General features: G+C 71.2%; 15 protein-coding genes, 1 tRNA gene, 1 pseudogene and 1 riboswitch. Of the genes and pseudogenes, 11 read left to right on the plus strand and 6 right to left on the minus strand.

The genetic code is table 11. The annotated features are described in order from the left end of the window. Positions 1 to 89 precede the first annotated feature (89 nt). The 3 genes from BTM25_RS05170 (at position 90) to BTM25_RS29060 (ending at position 2930) form a co-directional block, all read left to right on the plus strand. Positions 90 to 1580, plus strand: a complete 1491-nt coding sequence (locus BTM25_RS05170; protein ID WP_103561582.1) for an alpha/beta hydrolase — start codon at positions 90 to 92, stop codon at positions 1578 to 1580. Between the two features lie 58 nt (positions 1581 to 1638). Beyond that, positions 1639 to 1711 (plus strand) — tRNA-Thr (locus BTM25_RS05175). Between the two features lie 913 nt (positions 1712 to 2624). Further along, positions 2625 to 2930, plus strand: a complete 306-nt coding sequence (locus BTM25_RS29060) for a hypothetical protein (protein WP_146058964.1) — start codon at positions 2625 to 2627, stop codon at positions 2928 to 2930. A gap of 437 nt (positions 2931 to 3367) precedes the next feature. On the opposite strand, the gene BTM25_RS05185 is transcribed toward BTM25_RS29060, so the two are convergent. Next, a complete protein-coding gene (locus tag BTM25_RS05185; RefSeq protein WP_103561584.1) occupies positions 3368 to 4108 on the minus strand; it encodes a class I SAM-dependent methyltransferase in 741 nt (246 codons plus the stop codon). Positions 4109 to 4366: 258 nt separating this feature from the next. Next, positions 4367 to 5206: a LysR family transcriptional regulator gene (locus BTM25_RS05190; RefSeq protein ID WP_103562761.1), complete on the minus strand. Its 840-nt coding sequence runs from the start codon at positions 5204 to 5206 to the stop codon at positions 4367 to 4369. Positions 5207 to 5296: 90 nt separating this feature from the next. Here BTM25_RS05190 and BTM25_RS05195 point away from each other — a divergent pair, with 90 nt between their 5' ends. Together BTM25_RS05195 and BTM25_RS05200 are read left to right on the plus strand one after the other, a co-directional pair. Continuing rightward, positions 5297 to 6028 carry an SDR family oxidoreductase gene (locus BTM25_RS05195; protein ID WP_103562762.1) on the plus strand — a complete coding sequence of 244 codons (732 nt, stop codon included), beginning with the start codon at positions 5297 to 5299 and terminating at the stop codon, positions 6026 to 6028. Between the two features lie 44 nt (positions 6029 to 6072). Further along, positions 6073 to 6744 carry a ribonuclease H family protein gene (locus BTM25_RS05200; protein WP_103561585.1) on the plus strand — a complete coding sequence of 224 codons (672 nt, stop codon included), beginning with the start codon at positions 6073 to 6075 and terminating at the stop codon, positions 6742 to 6744. Positions 6745 to 6781: 37 nt separating this feature from the next. On the opposite strand, the gene BTM25_RS05205 is transcribed toward BTM25_RS05200, so the two are convergent. Further along, entirely contained in the window at positions 6782 to 7297 is a 516-nt protein-coding gene (locus tag BTM25_RS05205; protein WP_103561586.1) for a DUF6790 family protein, read from the minus strand. A gap of 56 nt (positions 7298 to 7353) precedes the next feature. Here BTM25_RS05205 and BTM25_RS05210 point away from each other — a divergent pair, with 56 nt between their 5' ends. The 3 genes from BTM25_RS05210 to BTM25_RS05220 are packed head-to-tail and all read left to right on the plus strand — an operon-like array spanning position 7354 to position 9424. After that, on the plus strand, positions 7354 to 7794 hold the full coding sequence (locus tag BTM25_RS05210; protein ID WP_103561587.1) for a MarR family winged helix-turn-helix transcriptional regulator: 441 nt from the start codon (positions 7354 to 7356) through the stop codon (positions 7792 to 7794). A gap of 39 nt (positions 7795 to 7833) precedes the next feature. Further along, positions 7834 to 8205 carry a MerR family transcriptional regulator gene (locus tag BTM25_RS05215; RefSeq protein WP_103561588.1) on the plus strand — a complete coding sequence of 124 codons (372 nt, stop codon included), beginning with the start codon at positions 7834 to 7836 and terminating at the stop codon, positions 8203 to 8205. Positions 8206 to 8239: 34 nt separating this feature from the next. Beyond that, complete coding sequence (locus BTM25_RS05220) at positions 8240 to 9424, plus strand: MFS transporter (RefSeq protein WP_103561589.1); 1185 nt, start codon at positions 8240 to 8242, stop codon at positions 9422 to 9424. Here the strand turns inward: BTM25_RS05220 and BTM25_RS05225 are convergent. Beyond that, a complete protein-coding gene (locus BTM25_RS05225; RefSeq protein WP_103561590.1) occupies positions 9408 to 10835 on the minus strand; it encodes a WGR domain-containing protein in 1428 nt (475 codons plus the stop codon). The two genes, BTM25_RS05220 and BTM25_RS05225, sit on opposite strands and share 17 nt — an antisense overlap. 110 nt (positions 10836 to 10945) lie before the next feature. On the opposite strand from BTM25_RS05225, the gene BTM25_RS05230 reads away from it, so the two are divergent. Both BTM25_RS05230 and BTM25_RS05235 read left to right on the plus strand, forming a co-directional pair. Further along, positions 10946 to 11467 (plus strand): hypothetical protein, encoded by a 522-nt coding sequence (locus tag BTM25_RS05230; protein ID WP_146058965.1) that lies wholly within the window; start codon positions 10946 to 10948, stop codon positions 11465 to 11467. A 24-nt stretch (positions 11468 to 11491) separates the two neighbouring features. Further along, the gene (locus BTM25_RS05235) at positions 11492 to 12280 is read left to right on the plus strand and encodes a TrmH family RNA methyltransferase (protein ID WP_103561592.1); all 789 of its coding nucleotides are present in this window, start codon (positions 11492 to 11494) and stop codon (positions 12278 to 12280) included. Here BTM25_RS05235 and BTM25_RS05240 read toward each other — a convergent pair. Further along, positions 12277 to 13134 carry an alpha/beta hydrolase family protein gene (locus tag BTM25_RS05240; RefSeq protein WP_103561593.1) on the minus strand — a complete coding sequence of 286 codons (858 nt, stop codon included), beginning with the start codon at positions 13132 to 13134 and terminating at the stop codon, positions 12277 to 12279. The genes BTM25_RS05235 and BTM25_RS05240 overlap by 4 nt on opposite strands. A gap of 12 nt (positions 13135 to 13146) precedes the next feature. Then, on the minus strand, positions 13147 to 16692 hold the full coding sequence (cobN, locus tag BTM25_RS05245; RefSeq protein WP_103561594.1) for a cobaltochelatase subunit CobN: 3546 nt from the start codon (positions 16690 to 16692) through the stop codon (positions 13147 to 13149). 37 nt (positions 16693 to 16729) lie between these two features. Beyond that, positions 16730 to 16911, minus strand: a riboswitch (cobalamin riboswitch). Positions 16912 to 16951: 40 nt separating this feature from the next. Here cobN and BTM25_RS05250 point away from each other — a divergent pair. Then, a pseudogene (locus tag BTM25_RS05250) lies at positions 16952 to 18037 on the plus strand (precorrin-3B synthase); the annotation flags it as partial. Between the last annotated feature and the right edge of the window lie 17 nt (positions 18038 to 18054).

Raw genomic sequence — 18054 nt, forward strand, 5'->3', positions numbered from 1 at the left:
GCGCCCGCCCGCCGACCCCGCGGTTCCGCCCGCAGCGCGGGAGATGCGACCATGGCGGTTCCATCGGACCGGCCGACGAACGGGGCGCAGTGCGGGCCAAGACGATCAGCGCAGCGGTGACGGCCCTGGTGCTGGCACTCGCGTCCGCCTGCACGAGCGACCCGAAGTCCGCGCCGCCGCCCCCGAGCCCGTCGTCCTCCCGCCAGGGCCTGGACTGGAAGGCCTGCGGGGACGGCTTCCAGTGCGGCACGGTCCAGGTCCCGCTGGACTACGCGCACCCGTCCGCCGGGACGATCGGGATCGCGATGATCCGGCTGCCCGCGTCCGACCCGTCCGGCCGGATCGGCTCCCTCTTCACCAACCCGGGCGGACCGGGCGGATCGGGCATTGATTTCGTCCGCCAGGCGGCCCGCAGCTTCGGCGCGGACGTACGACGCAAGTTCGACATCGTGGGCTTCGACCCGCGCGGCGTGGGCCAGAGCGACCCCGTCCGCTGCCTCAGCGGCCCGCAACTCGACACGTTCTTCAGCACCGACGTGTCCCCCGACGACGGCGCGGAGATCGACGTCCTCGCCGCCCAGAGCAAGAACTTCGCGACATCCTGCGGCTCAAGGGCCGGCGCCCTTCTCCCGCACGTGGGCACCCGGGACGCGGCCCACGACATGGACCTCCTGCGCGCGGCGGTAGGCGACGCGAAGCTGACCTACTACGGCGCGTCCTACGGCACCTACCTGGGCGCCGTCTACGCGGAACAGTTCCCGACCCACATCAGGTCCCTGGTGCTGGACGGAGCCCTGGACCCCAAGATCTCGTCCGCGGACGTCCTGGTACAACAGGCGAGAGGCTTCGAGACGGCGTTCCGAGCCTTCGCGGCCGACTGCGTCCAGTCACCGGGCTGCCCCCTGGGCACGACGGTCTCCGGCGCCCTGACCCGCCTCTCGGACTTCCAGAAGCAACTGGACCGTACGCCCTTGGCGAACACCCGCGACGCCCGCAAGGTCACCGAAGCAGGCGCGACGATGGGCATAGCAACAGCCCTCTACGCCAAGGAGAGCTGGCCCTACCTACGCCAGGCCCTGACCCAGGCGTTCACCCGGCACGACGGCACCCTCCTGCTCACGCTGGCCGACACGATGGTCGAACGCAAGCCGGACGGCACCTACAGCAACGAGACCGAAGCCAACATGGCCGTGAACTGCGCGGACAAGCCCAACCCGCCGAGCTTGCCCGCATACCAGTCCTACGCCGACAAGGCCCGCCAGGAGTCCCCCCGCTTCGGAGCCTTCGTGGTCTGGGGCGGCCTCCCCTGCGTCTACTGGCCCACCCAGACCAAGCAAGCCCCCCACGCCATCAAGGCCAAAGGCTCCCCGCCCATCCTGGTAGTAGGCACGACCAGAGACCCGGCAACCCCCTACCAGTGGGCCCAGAGCCTGGCATCAGAGCTGGACAAGGGCGTCCTGCTCTCCCTGAACGGCGACGGCCACACGGCTTACCTGCAAGGCGACCCGTGCATCACGTCCGCGACAGACCGCTACCTCCTCACGGGAACCCCACCCCGAGACGGCACGCACTGCAACTGATGCACATACCAGCCCAGAGACCCGCTAGACTGCTAACCGCGCCGTCCTCGCACGGCACGCCGCCTTAGCTCAGTCGGCAGAGCGATTCACTCGTAATGAATAGGTCATCGGTTCGATTCCGATAGGCGGCTCCCCTCAGACCAGGGCATTCACCGAACAAGGTGGGTGCCCTGAGTCGTTCTGGTTGCAGTTCTCTCGACGGGACTCGGGTCGGCGCTGGAACGAGGCCCCGCCTATCCGCACCGCACCGTCTTCGCGTGGATATGCCGGAAGCCACGCACCCGAGTGGGCAGGGGAGCGGCTCAGCCGGACGCGGCCTGTTGAAGGTCCCGAATGGTGTTGATCATCGGCCATCCAACGGTGTCCGGGTGGATTGGCTCCCCCTAACCGTCGCGGATACATAGCTGTCTTCGATGCCCGACATTTGTCGCCGTCGAGAGGTTCACAGCGCCGTGCCTTTCTTGTGCTCCCGGAGCAGGTGCACGGTCTCCGCGTCGATGCCGACGACGCGTGACCGATGGCGCACTGGGACGCGTGCATCGTCGGCCTCAACACCGAAAGCCCACCCGAGGCTGCACACCTCACCATCGACAACCGCCTAGGCGTAGCGGTCAGCCTCGCCGAGCAGCCCCGCCGAGCCGTCACCAAGCCCATCCCGTGACCTCGCGTACCTGACGGCGTTGCGTCGGTACCGGCGGCCCTCATCCTCTACCGCTTGAGCGCCCGATAGCGCCGGATTAGGCCGGTCACCTTCTGGTAGTCCGCATCGCCGTTAAGTTCGGAGAGAAGGTCGTCAGGGCACAGCTCGTAGACGTCGCCCCACCACTTGCGCCCCCTGTTGTCCCAGACGCGATAGCCACCGGGAACGCCGCGCGCGACGTATCGCCGCCTAGCCATGTGTCACCCGCTCGAGACCCATGCCCTCATCACCGCCCAGCTCACGAGGCGAGGGTACGAGCAGCGAAAGCCCCGAGCCAACGAGATAGGCGATCGATCCGGCACTTGGCCGCATGACATCCGACAGCAAACCATCAGGTCAACGGGATGACGACCGGGCTGGATGAGAACTCTCTCCACGTCTTCAAGGGTGCCTGCCCTGGTGTGCGGCCTGTTCCGTCCGCTCCCGCTGCGCCGCGGCGCTCGTCCGCCCACGCCTGGCGGGTCCGGAGTAACCCGAAAATTTTCCGCTGCGCTCACCCGATGGGTGACCTGGGCGTTCAGGGCGTGATGACCGCCGTCATGACGACCTTCGGGGCCGAACCGGCCATGACGATGGCGACCTCGGTGGAAATCCTCGGGCTCGTTATCGGCTTTCTCGTCACGAGCTCGCGGCCCGGGGATTCGATGTAACCCCGGCGCGGATCACCGGGGCTGAGCGTGCCCGAAGCAGGGGCTTCGCACTCTCGGCCCCGCGAGCCGGGCACTCGTTCGCGCGAGACGGTCTGTCGCACCTTGCGGCCTGTTCGCGCGAACGAGCCCCCCGGACCGGATGGCGCGGAGTGCTCCGGCTTGCTAACGCAAGTGCTAACGGCAAGTCTGGACGGGCCTGGGCGAATGCGGAATAAAGACGGGCAAGAGGGCTTTCTCGCAGGTCCGGCGGACGAGGCCGGACGCTAACGGTTCGGGTTGTCTGCTTCGGCCCGGTGGGTTTGCTGGATCGGCGCGTATGGTGCGTCCGTCTGGAGTGTTGGGCAGGCTGGGCCAGCCGGGGAGTCCGGAGGGTGTCCACGAGACGGGGCGGCGGTCCGTCTGGCACGTCTGGGTTGGCGGTGATGGTGCGGTGGTGGTTATGGCTTGTGGGTTATCCAGAGCATTTCTGCTGGCCAGCGGTGTGCCCAGTCGGGTGGGTCGGTCTTGTTGTAGCCGTTGGGTGTTCCGGCGTCGGGTCGCGGCTCGATGAGGTCGTCGATGATGAGGCCTGCGGCGCGTAGGACTTTGATCCAGCCGCCGTAGGTGAGTTGGTAGCTGGCCGCTCCCTGGTCTTCGGCGACGGTGTGGAGCCCGAAGTAGTCGCGCTGCAGGGTGGTTGTCACGTGGCGAGCCTCTTCGTCGTAGCAGGCTTCGAACCATGGGCTGGCGACGTTGAACACCAAGCGCCCGCCATGGCGCAGGACGCGCGCGGCCTGCGGTACGGCCAGGTGTGGAGGTGCCCAGCTGAGGCCGCCGTGGTCACAGAACACCACGTCGAAGCTTTCGGCGGCGAACGGAAGCCGTTCGGCGGCGCCTTGCACCAGTGGGTAGCGGGCCGTTCCCATTGCGCGGGCCGCTTCGGTGAGTTGGGCTTCGGATAGGTCGAGCCCGACCACGTTGGCACCTTCGGCGGCGATTGATCTGGACCACTGGCCGGCGCCGCAGCCGAGTTCGAGGACGCGCTTGCCCTTGACGTCGCCCAGGGCGTTCAGGTGCGCGTCGGGGATCGCGTACATGCCCCATAGGCGGGGCGTAGCGCCGATCTGCGGGTCGTGCTCGTGCTGGTAGGCGCGGCTGATCTTGTTCCAGAAGCGCCGGTTGGCGGGGATGCTGTCCACATGCCGACTCCAGCACCGCCTGCCCGGGCGGTCAACACGATTAGGGCGCGTGCCGCAGGAGGGTTGATCGAGGTCGAACCACGGGTCGCGCCGCCGGTCGGACTCCGCGACTGGGGGTACTCCTTCGCGCGATCGTCTGTTGCGCCTTGCGCGCCGATTGCGCGAGCAGCACTTGGACGGGTCGGCGCGAAGTGCTCCGGCTTGCTGACGGCGCGTCTGGACGGGCTTGGACTCGTGCGGGCGGGCCGGTATGCCGGGTCAGAGGCGGGTGGCGGTTTGGATGAGGGTGGCCAGGGCGTGAGAGCGGGCGTGTGGGGGCCAGGCGATCACTGTCGTGACGGACGGGGAGTCCAGGATGGGGACTGCTGCTACTCCGGGGGGCAGGGTGGCGCGGGTGGATTCGGGGAGGATCGCGGCGGCGCGGCCCAGGGCGATGAGTTGGTAGAGCTGCGTCGTGTCGTGGGCTTCGGGGCCGGGGCCGTCGGGGTAGGTGCCGTTGCGGCCGGGCCAGCGCGGCAGGGGGAGGTCGGGGAGGGCGGTGACGTCCGCCGTCCGCAGGTGCGGGCGCATGGTGAGCGGGTGGCCTGCGGGGAGGATTGCTACTTGGCCTTCGGTGTGCAGGTCTTCGGTGTCTAGGCCGACGGTGGAGTCGAATGGGCGGTGGAGGAGTGCCACGTCGGCTCGGCCGTCGCGTAGGAGTTTCTCTTGCTCGCCTATTCCGCAGAGGAGAACGTCCACCGTGACCGATCCGGGTTCGGCGGCGTAGGCGTCGAGTAGTTTCGACAGCAGTTCGCCGGCTGCTCCGGCTTTGGTGGCGAGGACCAGGCCCGGACGGCCGGTGGCGGCGCGGCGAGTGCGGCGTTCGGCGGCGGCTACCGCGTCCAGTGCCGCTCGGGCCTCGCGTAGTAGGACGGAGCCGGGCTCGGTCAACGAGATGGTGCGGTTGGTGCGGTCCAGGAGCGTCACGCCTAGGCGGCGTTCTAGTTGCTGGATCGCCCGGGAGAGTGGTGGTTGCGCCATACCGAGCCGTTGCGCGGCGCGGCCGAAGTGCAGTTCTTCGGCGACGGCGACGAAGTATCGCAGCTCGCGCGTTTCCATGTCCGCCACCGTATGCGATACCCGGCGGGTATCACCCGGCACTCAAACGGTGTTGGAGTTCGGCTCGGGTGCGCGGACAGCATGGTGGACATGAGCGAAAAGACGATCGCGCTGGTCACCGGCGCTAACAAGGGAATTGGCTACGAGATCGCCGTGGGGCTTGGGGCGCTCGGTTGGAGCGTTGGTGTGGGGTCGCGGGACGCTGAGCGCGGGGACGCCGCCGTCGCCAAGTTGCGCGCGGACGGGGTCGACGCGTTCGCCGTGCCGCTCGACGTCACCGACGACGCGAGCGTGACGGCCGCCGTCGCGCTGGTCGAGGAGCGCGCCGGACGGCTCGACGTGCTCGTCAACAACGCCGGGGTGACCGGCGGGATGCCGCAGATGCCGACCACGGTCGATATCGAAACGGTGCGGACGGCCGTCGAGACCAACGTGCTCGGCGTCATCCGTGTCACCAACGCGATGCTCCCGCTGCTGCGGCGCTCGATGTCGCCGCGGATCGTGAACATGTCCAGCAGCGTCGGCTCCCTCGCCCGGCAGACCTCCTCGGACGACCCGACCGTCACGGGGCCGGTAGCGGTCGCGTACTCGCCGTCGAAGACGTTCCTCAACGCCGTCACCGTCCAGTACGCCAAGGAACTGCGCGACACCGCCATCCTGATCAACGCCGCCTGCCCGGGATACTGCGCGACGGACCTCAACGGGTTCCGCGGCGTCCGCACCGCCGAGCAGGGCGCGGCGATCGCCGTCCGGCTCGCGACCCTGCCCGACGACGGCCCGTCCGGCGGGTTCTTCGAGGACGCCGGGGTGGTGCCCTGGTGAAACGGGCGGACCTACCGCCGGGTTGACCCTGGCACGATGGACGGATGGCGAATCGTGTCGTGGCCGCGTGTGACGGGGCTTGCAAGAACAATCCCGGGCCGGCCGGGTGGGGCTGGGTCATCGCGGATTCCGACGAGCGCATCCTGCGCTGGGCGTACGGTCCGCTGGGCCGGGCGACCAACAACATCGCCGAGCTGACGGCCTTGCACGAACTGCTGCAAGCCGTCGATCCGGCGGACGATCTGGAGATCCGCATGGACTCCACGTACGCCATGAAGGCCGTGACCGAGTGGCTGCCGGGATGGAAGGCGCGGGGATGGATGACCGCGTCCAAGAAGCCCGTCGCCAACCGGGAGATCATCGAGGCGATCGACGCGCTGCTCACCGGCCGGACGGTCCGGTTCGTCCACGTCGCGGCGCACCAGGAGGACGGCGACGTCCTCAACGCGCTCGCCGACCGCGCGGCGAGCGCGGCGGCGACCAGCCAGCAGGCCGCCGGCGGGACCAGCGCGGACGACGTGCCCGAGGCGGCCGACGAGGTCGCTCCCCGGCGGGCCGCGGTGCCCCGCCAGGCCGCGCGGTCGGCGGGCATCACCGCCAAGTACCCCGGAATGTGCGCTTGCGGGCAGCGGTTCGCCGCTGGCGAGAAGGTCGTCAAGCACGCGAACGGCAAGTGGGGCCACCCGGCCTGCGCGGAGTCCCCGGCCACGCGGTAAGGCGCTGCCCGGCGATGCGCGGCCGTCGGTCCCGAGCTCACGCGAATGCGGCAGGGGATGTTCCGCCGACGCGCCGGGATCGTACGGCCAGGGCGATCATCACGGCCGGGATCAGGAGATCGGTGATGAGGACGCCGCCGGTGTTGCCGGGGGCGTGGTCGCCGTTGGCGAACCACTGGTAGACGTGGCCGATCAGGGCGCCCCAGAGGAACATTCCGCCGCCGAGTCCGATGGTGATGCGCTCGCGCGCCGCGGCGGAGGCGGCGCGGAAGCCGAGGACGGCCAGTCCGAGGTTGGCGACGGCGATCTCGAACATGAAGGGCGTCCGGTGGAAGCCGATCGCGGTCGCCATGACGTCCGGGAAGGCGAGGAACGCGAACGTCATCCCCAGGCTGCCGATGCCGAAGGCGCCGACGGCCCACCAGCGCTGCCAGATCTCCAGCCGTTCCCGGAGTGAGGTGACGCGGCGGGTCCGCACGAAGGCGCCGATGGCCGGGACCAGGATCCAGACGAGAGGGAAGGCCGACTGGGCGATGTATCCGATGGTGTCCATGGGCTCAACCTTGCGACGTTAATATTAACTTGTCAACACTCCACTATGCTGGTGCCGTGGACGAAGGACTCGCAGACCTGCTGCACCGCGTCGTCATGCTGCTGGGCGAGGCGGCCCGGCGGCGCACCGACGACCGGGACGGCCTGACCTACAGCCAGATCAGGCTGCTGGGCGCGGTGGAGGAACTCGAACCGGCGACCCAGCACCGGCTGGCGCAGGCGATGTCGGTGTCCGACCCGGCGATCAGCCGGGCGCTCCGGCCGCTCGAAGCCGAGGGGCTGGTGCGGGTCACCGTCGACCCCGCGCACGCGCGGCGGCGTCTGGTCCGGCTCACCGACGCGGGCCGGGACGCGTTCCACACCGCCGGGAAGCCGCTCTACGACGAGTTCCGCGCCGCGCTCGTCGCGGCCGGCTTCCCCTACGAGCGCTACCTCCGGGACACCCTCCGGCTGGCCGAACTCCTCACGCCCGACGGAGAACGTCGTGCCGCGCAGTGACGGAACGGAGAAGGGCCGGACGGATGCGGGGCGCGGGGCATGAAGATCGGTGAGCTGTCGCGCAGGACGGGCGTCAGCGTTCGCGCGCTGCGTTACTACGAGGACGAAGGGCTCATTCGGCCTGCTCGGAGCGCCAACGGTTATCGCGACTACTGCGCGGGGGCGGACGAGATCGTCCGGCAGATCCGGGGGCTGATCGACTGTGGACTGCCCACCCGGATCATCCGCGACATCCTGCCGTTCCTGGACGGGCCGGTGGATCTCGTCCCGGCGGCCCCGTGCGACGAGATGATCGAGCAGGTCGCGGCGCGGCGGGAGCAGCTCGACCGGCGCATCCGGTGCCTGACGCGCAACCGGGACGCCATCGACGCGTACCTGCGGGCGGCGCGGGAACGGACGGTCGACGCTTGACCCTCACGCAAAGGTGAGGGTTTTAGCGTCCAGCATGACCTCCACCGAAGAGCGGTGGCCGCTGGACGGGCTTCTCGTCCTCGCCGGCGCCGCGTTCGTCACGCTGCTCACCGAGGCGCTTCCGGCCGGGCTGCTGCCCGCCATGAGCGGGGACCTCGGCGTCACCGAGGCCCGTGCCGGGCTGCTGATCACCGTTTACGCGCTGGCCGCGGCCGTCACCGCGATTCCGATGACGGCCTGGACGCTCGTCCTGTCGCGCCGCGCCCTGCTGCTGACGCTGCTGACCGGGTTCGCCGCGACGAACGCGGTGACCGCCGTGTCGTCCGCGTTCGCCGTGACGCTCGCCGCGCGCGTGCTCTCGGGAGTGTTCGCCGGCATGCTGTGGGCGCTGGTGCCCGCGTACGCGGCGCGGCTCGCCCCGCGGCGCAGCGGGAAGGCCATCGCGACGGCGCTGGCGGGCATGACGGTCGGGCTCTCGCTCGGCGTCCCGGCCGGGACGGCGCTCGGCGGGCTCATCGGCTGGCGCGCCACGTTCGGGCTGCTCACAGCGCTGGCCGTGGCGCTCGCCTGCGCCGCGCTGGGACGGCTGCCGGACGTCCCCGGCGAGAAGGCGAAGCGGGGCGGGGGATTCCGCCGGGTCGTCCGGACGCCCGGGATCGCCGCCGTCAACGCCGCGTCCCTCGCGATGGTCCTCGGCTTCTACGTCCTCTACACCTACATCGCGCCGTTCGTGGAGCGCGCGGGCCTCGCCGTGACGACCGGAACGGTCCTGTTCGTGTTCGGGCTCGGCTCCATGGGCGGCGTCTGGATCGCGGGCCTCACCGCCGATCGCCGACTGCGCACGGCGACGCTCGCCCTGCTGGCGCTGGCCGCCGTCTGCCTCGCGGCGTTCGGCGCGTTCGGGCACAGCACGGTCGTCGTGCTGGCCGGCGCGGTGCTGTGGGGCGTCACGCACGGCGGCGTCCCGACGTTGATGCAGGCGGCGGGCGTCAAGGCGGCCCCGGACGATCCCGAGGCGGCCAACGCGCTCTGGGTCACCGGCTGGAACGTCGGCATGGCGGGCGGGTCGCTGCTCGGCGGCGCCGTCCTGGACGGCGCCGGGACGCGTGCGCTGCCCTGGACGGCCGCCGCCCTGCTCGCCGCCGCCGTGGCCACGGTCGCGCTCGCGCGACGGCACGGGTTCCCCGCCCGCGAGACCGAGGTCAGAGCAGGCGTTTGATCTCGCCGTGGGCCCGGTAGAAGCCGCCCTGCTGGGACGGACGGATCTCCTCGACCACGTAGCGGGCGTTGGGTTCGCGGATGTCCTTCGGGAACTGGACGCGCCAGTCGGAGTGGTAGCCGGGGCTCGTCACGCGGACGCGGACGCGCGCGCCGTCCTGGTAGCACTCGACCACGACGCCGCCGTCCGCGCTCGTGGCGGTGGCGAGGGTCGCCGTGGGCTCGACGGCGGCGAGGGTCGAGGCGGCCTTGACGTCCAGCGGGGCGGGGACGGTGCCCGCGTTCGCCGCCTCGACGGCCGTCGCGCTCGCGTCCACGCAGGCGAGGCTGCCGTCGGTGGTGACGATGTAGAGCCGGTCGTCCAGGAACTGCATGGAGTAGGCCGAACCGAAGCCCGTCCCGAGTTTCCACAGGCGTTCGCCGCCCTGGTCGAAGCAGTAGATCGAGGACGAGCTGTCGCCCGCGAAGACGTACCGTCCGTCCGGGGCGGTCGCGCAGGAGAAGACCGGCGCGTCGCACTGGTAGACCGCCTCGATCTTGCCGTCGGCCTTGGCGAGCCGGTAGACCTGCGAGTTCGAGGTGCCCGCGTAGACGGTGTCGTCCTCCTGCCAGCCGAACAGGACGCCGCCGCGCACGGACGTCTGCCAGCGCGGCGTGCCGTCGGCGGTGTCGTAGCGGGCGACGCCGCGCGAGTGGCCGTGGTAGATCGCGTCGGCGTCGCAGCGGACCATCCACGCGGCGTCGCCGGCGGCGTCGCGCGCCCACTGGAACTCGTCCTCGTGGTCGATCGCGGTGACGCGGCCGTGCCGGTCGGAGACGCCGAGGATCGCGTCGTCGATGTCGAGCCAGTAGATGTCGACGTCGGCGGAGATCTCGTAGGCGACGTGCGGGACCTTGCCGCTGAGGTCGTAGACCTTGCCGTCGTCGCAGCCGGCGTAGATCCAGAAGTCGTCGGCGACGATGCACTTCACGCCGTCCGGCAGCCGGAACCGGCCGGTCACGGTGCCGTCGTGGCTCACGGTGAAGACGTCGCCGTTCTGGTTGCCGACCCAGCAGCGCTGGTCGTCGGCGAAGATCCCGAACGCGGGGGCGCCGCTGGCGAACCGCCACAGAACGGGCGCCTGCTTCGCCGTGGACCGGCTGCTCCGGATCGTGCGGCGCGTGACGGCCCGGGGCGCGCGTCCGCCGCGCACGGCGGGCGCGTAGCCCTTGCGCACCTTCTCGTCGATCTTCTTGCGCGCCGCCGCCTCGGCCTGGCGCTCGGTGCCGAAGGTGGACGTGCGGGCCTGGCCAGGCGCGCCGATGCGTCCGTAGGTGATCGTCACGGCCGTTCCGGACAGGACGACCTCGTAATACTTGTGCGCGCCGCCGCCGTCCTCGGACAGTTCGAGGTAGGTGGTCTGCTCAGCCATCGAAGGCCCTTTCCGGACGGACGATCTCGACCCTTGCAAAGCGAGCCTATGGGCCGGGTCCGACATTTCTGGGATGATCTCCTGCCATGATCGCGGCGATTTGTCTGGTCGTGGGCGTCGTCCTCGGCGTGGCCGGAACCCGGATCGCAGACCGGGTGCGCGCGCGGCGGCTCGTCGACGACCCCGAGCCCGGCGAACCGGACGAACGGCGCCGGATCGCCCCGGTGCTGAAGGGCGCCGTCGGCGTCGTGCTGTTCGTCGGGGCGCTCGGCGGCATCCTCTACGGCTGTTCGGAATACCTGGGCAACCAGGGCAAGATCCTCAAGGCGTACTTCCGCCTTGTCGGCCGGGGTGACGCGATCGGTGCGTGCGCCCTGCTCGACGGCAACGCGCGTACCAAGCTCATGCTGTTGGAACGCGCGGCGAGCTGCGAGGACGCCGTCACCACGCTGCACGCGTCGCTGACCCCGGAACAGCGCGACAAGCTCGTCAACGACGATCCGTTCATCAACGGTGTGGAGACGGCCGGCGACCACAAGGAACTCGAGGTCACGTCGGCCAACCCGCTCAACATCGCGTACATGACCGTCATCGACCAGGGCGACCGCGAGCTGATCCACGACTGGCGGTGACGCGCCCTGTGGAAGACTCGGGGCGTGCGAGTGACGCGGCGGAATGCCCGGTTCCAGCAGTGGGAGGCGCTGCTCGGCAACCGCGCCAAGCGGCAGCGGGCCGGGGAGTTCCTGGTGCAGGGCGTGCGGCCGATCAGCCTGGCGGTGGACGCCGGATGGCCGATCCGGGCGTTGTTGCACGAGGACGGCCGGCCTTTGTCGGCGTGGGCGCGCGATATCAGTGAGCGTGCTTCAGGAGAGCGGTACGAGGTCTCCGCCGAGCTGATGCGCGAACTCGGGGAGAAGGACGACGAGACGCCCGAGCTGCTGGCCGTCGCCGAGCTTCCCAATGACGATTTCAGCCGCGTCCCCGCGCGTGCGAACTTCCTCGGCGTCGTTTTCGACCGGCCGTCGAGTCCGGGCAACATCGGGACGATCGTGCGGTCCGTGGACGCGTTCGGCGGCCACGCCGTCATCGTCGCCGGGCATTCCGCCGACCCGTACGACCCGAAGGCCGTCCGGGCTTCGACGGGGTCGCTGTTCTCGGTCCCGGTCGTCCGGGCGCGGTCGGCGCGCGACGTTCTCGACTGGGCGAAGACCGTGGACGGCCTGACGATCGTCGGCACCGACGAGAAGGGCGACGCCGACCTCGACGCCGTCGACCTCACCGGCCCGACGCTGCTGGTCATCGGCAACGAGACGGCCGGGCTGACCGCCGCCTGGCGGGACGCGTGCGACGTCATGGCCCGCATTCCCATCACCGGCACGGCCAGTTCGCTGAACGCCGCGAACGCCGCGACCGTCGCGCTTTACGAGGCCGCGCGGCAGCGTTAGGAACAGGGATTGCGGTACAGGGCGACCGAGGGGTCGTCGATCGGTCCGGGGCAGAGGAAGCGCTCGTAGCGTTCGTCGCCGTCCACATAGCGTTTCAGCCACGCGATGACATAGGCGGCCAGCGTTGTGTTGGGCTTTTTCGGGGACGAGTGCGTCGTCCCGGCGATCTCCAGATAGCCCTTGCCGGACGACGCGGGAATGCTCCGGTAGAACCGCCGCGCATGCCGGGACACGGGCGCGATCTTGTCGTTCTGCGCCGCCACGACCAGCGTCGGGACGCGGACGTTCGAGAATTCCCGCCCCTTGTCGTACGGCATCAGCGGAATGGCGGCGCGCAGCGTCGGACGGTCCGCCGCCGTCTCCAGAGCGGCGCCGCCGCCGAACGAATGGCCCATCACCGCGAGCCGGTCGGCGTCCACGAGCGTCGCGACGGGGCTGCGGACGGTCAGGTACGTCATCGCCGCCTCCAGCTCGTGAGCGCGGGCGGCCGGACGGTCCTTCAGATGCAGCGTGTCGATCGCGAAGACCACGAACCCCCGCGACGCCAGAAGCGGCCCGTACCAGGCCATTCCGCCCTGGTTCCCGTTGCGTCCCGGCGCGATGATCACGCCGCCGAAGGTGTCGCCGCGCGGCCGGCCCGACGGGTAGTAGATCGTTCCGCCGCCGAACGCCTCGGTGAGGCCGCGCGGGACGGTCGCGGTCGACGTCCGGTACGGCCCGAGCGGCGCGGCCAGGGACGCGGCGGTCGGCGCGGGGTCCTCGTCCTGGACGGGTGGCCGGTCCGCGCAGCCCGCCGCCGCCAGTACGGCGACGACGGCCGCGAGCCGCAGCACCGTACTCCCGAGAAATCCCATCCGTCCCAGTATTCACTCTCCGGGACGGTCGTCCTCCAGCGAGCCCTCGATCTCCAGGTAGACGCGACGCAGCTCGTCCAGCGTCGCCGCCTCCGGGTGCTCCCACAGCCCCCGTTCGGCGGCCTCCAGAAGACGTTCGGCGATCCCGTGCAGCGCCCACGGGTTGGACTTTTCGAAGAACGATCGGTTCTCGGGGTCCAGGGCGTAGGTGCGGGTGAGCTTTTCGTACATCCAGTCCGCCACGACACCGGCCGTCGCGTCGTAGCCGAACAGGTAGTCGACGGTCGCGGCCAGCTCGAACGCGCCCTTGTACCCGTGGCGGCGCATCGCGGCGAGCCAGCGCGGGTTGACGACGCGCGCCCGGAACACGCGCGCGGTCTCCTCGTGCAGCGTCCGCGTCCGGACGGCGTCGGGCCGCGTGCTGTCGCCGACGTAGGCGCGCGGGGCCGTCCCGGTCAGCGCCCGGACGGTCGCGATCATGCCGCCGTGGTACTGGAAGTAGTCGTCGGAGTCGGCGATGTCGTGCTCGCGCGTGTCGGTGTTCTTGGCGGCGACGGCGATGCGGCGGTAGGCGTTCTCCATGTCGTCGCGCGCGGGGACGCCGTCCAGGTCGCGCCCGTAGGCGTAGCCGCCCCAGACCGCGTAGACCTCGGCGAGGTCGGAGTCGTCGCGCCAGTTGCGGCTGTCGATGAGCGGCAGGATGCCCGCCCCGTACGCGCCGGGACGCGAGCCGAACACGCGCATCGTCGCGCGGCGCTCGTCGCCGTGCCGGGCGCGGTCGGCGGCGACATGCGCCCGGACATAGTTGGACTCGTCCGGTTCGTCCTGGGCGGCGGCGAGCCGGACGGCGTCGTCCAGCAGGGCCACCGCGTGCGGGAACGCGTCGCGGAAGAAGCCGCTGATGCGGATCGTCACGTCGATGCGCGGGCGGCCGAGTTCGTCCAGCGGGATCGGTTCGAGGCCGGTGACGCGGCGCGACGCGTCGTCCCAGACGGGCCGGACGCCGAGCAGCGCCAGGACCTCGGCGATGTCGTCCCCGGACGTCCGCATCGCCGACGTCCCCCACACCGACAGGCCCACCGACTCGGGCCACGTTCCCGTCTCCTCGCGGTAGCGGGAGAGCAGCGAGTCGGCCATGGCGCGTCCGGTGTCCCAGGCCAGGCGGCTCGGGACGGCCTTCGGGTCGACCGAGTAGAAGTTCCGGCCGGTCGGCAGCACGTTGATCAGCCCGCGCAGCGGCGAACCGGACGGCCCTGCCGGGACGAAACCGCCGTCCAGCGCGTGCAGGACCATGCCGATCTCGTCGGACGTCCGGTCCAGGCGGGGGACGATCTCGGTGGCCGCGAACCGCAGGATGTCGGCGACGGGACCGTCCGCCAGCTCGGCCGCGGTCTCGGGCGCCCAGTCGGCCGCCTCCATCGCCGCGACCAGTTCCCGCGCTTCGGCTTCGACGGCGTCGGTACCGGTGCGATCGGTTCCCGACTCGTCCAGGCCCAGTGCCTCGCGCAGCCCCGGCAGCGTCACCGCGCCGCCCCAGAGCTGGCGGGCGCGCAGCATCGCGAGCACCAGGTCCACGCGCGCGGAACCCGTCGGCGCGACGCCGAGGACGTGCAGGCCGTCGCGGATCTGGACGTCCTTGACCTCGCAGAGCCAGCCGTCCACGTGCAGCAGGAAGTCGTCGAACTCGGCGTCGTGCGGACGGTCGTCCAGCCCGAGGTCGTGGTCCAGCCGCGCCGCCTGGATCAGCGTCCAGATCTGCGCGCGGATCGCGGGCAGCTTCGCCGGGTCCATCGCGGCGACGCCGGCGTGCTCGTCCAGGAGCTGTTCGAGCCGCGCGATGTCGCCGTAGCTCTCGGCCCGCGCCATCGGCGGGATGAGGTGGTCCACGAGCGTGGCGTGCGCGCGGCGCTTGGCCTGCGTGCCCTCGCCGGGGTCGTTGACGAGGAACGGGTAGATGAGCGGGAGGTCGCCGAGCGCGGCGTCCGGCCCGCACGCCGCCGACAGGCCGGAGGCCTTGCCGGGCAGCCACTCCAGGTTGCCGTGCTTGCCGACGTGGACGACCGCGTGCGCGCCGAACTCGTCCCGGATCCACTGGTAGGCGGCGAGATAGTGGTGGCTCGGCGGAAGGTCGGGGTCGTGGTAGATCGCCACGGGGTTCTCGCCGAATCCGCGCGGCGGCTGGACCAGCACGACGACGTTGCCGGAGCGCAGGGCGGCGAGGACGATCGCGTCGTCGTCCACGAACAGCTCGCCGGGCGGCGGGCCCCAGTGCTGCTCGATACCTTCGCGTAGCTCGTCGGGAAGTGTTTTGTACCAGTCGCGATAGCGCGCGACCGGGATCCGGACGGGGTTGCCCGCGAGCTGTTCCTCGGTGAGCCAGTCGGCGTCCTGGCCGCCCGCCGCGATGAGCGCGTGCATGAGCGCGTCGCCCTCGTCCGGCAGCGCGTCGCCGGTGTCGTAGCCGTGGTCGCGCAGCGCCGCGAGCAGCCGCACGACGCTCGCGGGCGTGTCCAGGCCGACCGCGTTCCCGATCCGCGCGTGCTTGGTCGGGTACGCCGACAGCATCAGCGCGACCCGCTTCTCTTCGGCCGGGACGTGCCGGAGCCGTCCGTGCCGCACCGCGATCCCGGCGACGCGGGCGGCGCGCTCGGGGTCGGCGGCGTAGACGCTCAGGCCGTCCTCGTCGATGCGCTTGAACGAGAACGGGACGGTGATGAGCCGTCCGTCGAACTCGGGCACCGCGACCTGCGTCGCCGTGTCCAGCGGGGACAGGCCGTCGTCGCTCGCCTCCCACGTCGCGCGGTCGCCGGTCAGGCAGAGGCCCTGCAGGATCGGGACGTCCAGGGCGGCGAGCGCGCCCGCGTCCCACGCCTCGTCGTCGCCGCCCGCGCCGGCGAGCGCCGGTTTCGTCCCGCCCGCCGCGAGGACGGTCACGACCAGCGCGTCCGCGCGGCCCAGTTCGGCAAGCAGCGCTTGGTCGGCGGTGCGCAAGGATGCGCAGAAGATCGGCAGGGCGCGTCCGCCCGCGTTCTCGATCGCGTCGCAGAGCGTCTCCACGAACGCGGTGTTCCCGGCGAGGTGGTGCGCGCGGTAGTACAGGACGCCGATCAGCGGGCCGTCGCCCGGCGAGGGCGCGCGGTCGAGCGTGCCCCAGGCGGGCGTCGCGGCGGGCGGCGCGAACCCGTGCCCGGTCAGCAGGACGGTGTCGGACAGGAACCGGTGCATTTCGCGCAGGTTCGCCGGGCCGCCGTGCGCGAGGTAGGCGTGCGCCTCGGCGGCGACACCGGCCGGGACGGTCGACAGTTCCATCAGCTCGGCGTCCGGCGCCTGCTCGCCGCTGATCACGACGACGGGGCGCGGGCCGCGCAGCAGCGCGTCGAGGCCGTCCTCCCAGGCGCGGCGCCCGCCGAGCAGCCGGACGATCACGAGATCGGTGCCGTCCACGAGTTCCGGCAGGTCGGCCGGGTCCACCCGGGACGGGTTGGCGAGACGGAACGCTGTTCCGGAAGAACGTGCGCTCAGCAGGTCGGTGTCCGAGGTGGACAGCAGCAGAAACACGCGGTCGTGTCCTCACCCGGGATCCTCGCCCCGAATCGAAGGGTCGCCGCGACAGGGGAGTCTCCTGGCTCCCGGATCGGCGCTCGCCCCGGCCTTCCCGCTCGCGCAGTGGCCTGTGACGGGGTTCGCTCCCCGGTGACAGTGGCGGGACCGCGCCGGATTCACACCGGCTTCCTCCGCTTTGTCGCTGATCACCACTCTGGTCATCGCGGACATCCGCGTCAAGCTCGGAACGGCCGGGCGCTTAGGATCGGCGGCTGTGACGAACCGCTCCGGCCCCGACGCGTGCCCCGGCGCCGTCCGCGTGCACCAGGCCGCCGACGGTCTGCTCGCGCGCGTCCGGCTGCCCGGCGGCGCGCTGTCCCCGGCCGGCTTCGCGGCGCTGGCCGCCGCCGCGCGCGACCTGGGCGACGGGCGGCTCGACCTGACCTCGCGCGGCAACGTGCAGCTCCGGGGGCTCGCGGACGGCGTCGCGCTCGCGGCCCGGCTGCGGGACGCGGGTTTGCTGCCGTCCGTCGCGCACGAACGGGTGCGCAACATTCTCGCCAGCGTCCTTTCCGGACGGGACGGGCGGGGCTTTCTCGACGTCCGTCCTCTGGTCGCGCAGTTCGATGCGGGATTGTGCGCCGACCCGGCGCTCGCCGACCTTCCCGGACGCTTTCTCTTCGCCTTCGACGACGGGCGCGGCGACGTGACCGCCCTGCGTCCCGACCTCGGCGTCCTCGCGCTCGACGCGGCGACGTTCGCGCTGGTCCTGGCCGGTCGCGACAGCGGCGTCCGGGTCGCGCCGGCCGACGCCGTGCGCGTTCTGCTGGACGTCGCCCGGACGTTCCTCGCCGTGCGCGGAACGGCGTGGCGCATGGCCGAACTGGAGAACCCGGCGGAACGGCTCGGCCTTTCCGGCGGCACTCCGATCGCCGTCCCGCACGGCGAATTCCCCGCACCCGGAATCACCGCGCAGAAAGACGGACGGACGGCCGTGACGGCGCTCGTCCCGCTCGGCCGGCTCGAACCCGCGCACCTCGCCGCGCTCACCGGCCACGAGATCATCGCCACGCCGCGCCGGACCGTCGTCGTGCCGGACACGACCGCCGCCACCGCCGCCGCGCTCACCGCCGCCGGACTCGTCCTGGACCCCGGCTCGCCCTGGCACGGCGTCACCGCATGCGCCGGACAACCCGGCTGCGCCAAGTCCCTGACCGACGTCCGCACCGACGCCCGCACCACCGCGCGTGCCGATGCTGACGGCGTGCTTGTTGTGTCGGGCGGGTTGCCCGTTCACTGGTCCGGCTGCGAGCGGCAGTGTGGTCGGCCCGCCGGACGGCACGTCGCCGTCGTCGCGACCCCCGCGGGCTACGACGT

The organism is Actinomadura rubteroloni (assembly GCF_002911665.1).
GTDB classification, from domain to species: Bacteria; Actinomycetota; Actinomycetes; order Streptosporangiales; family Streptosporangiaceae; genus Spirillospora; species Spirillospora rubteroloni.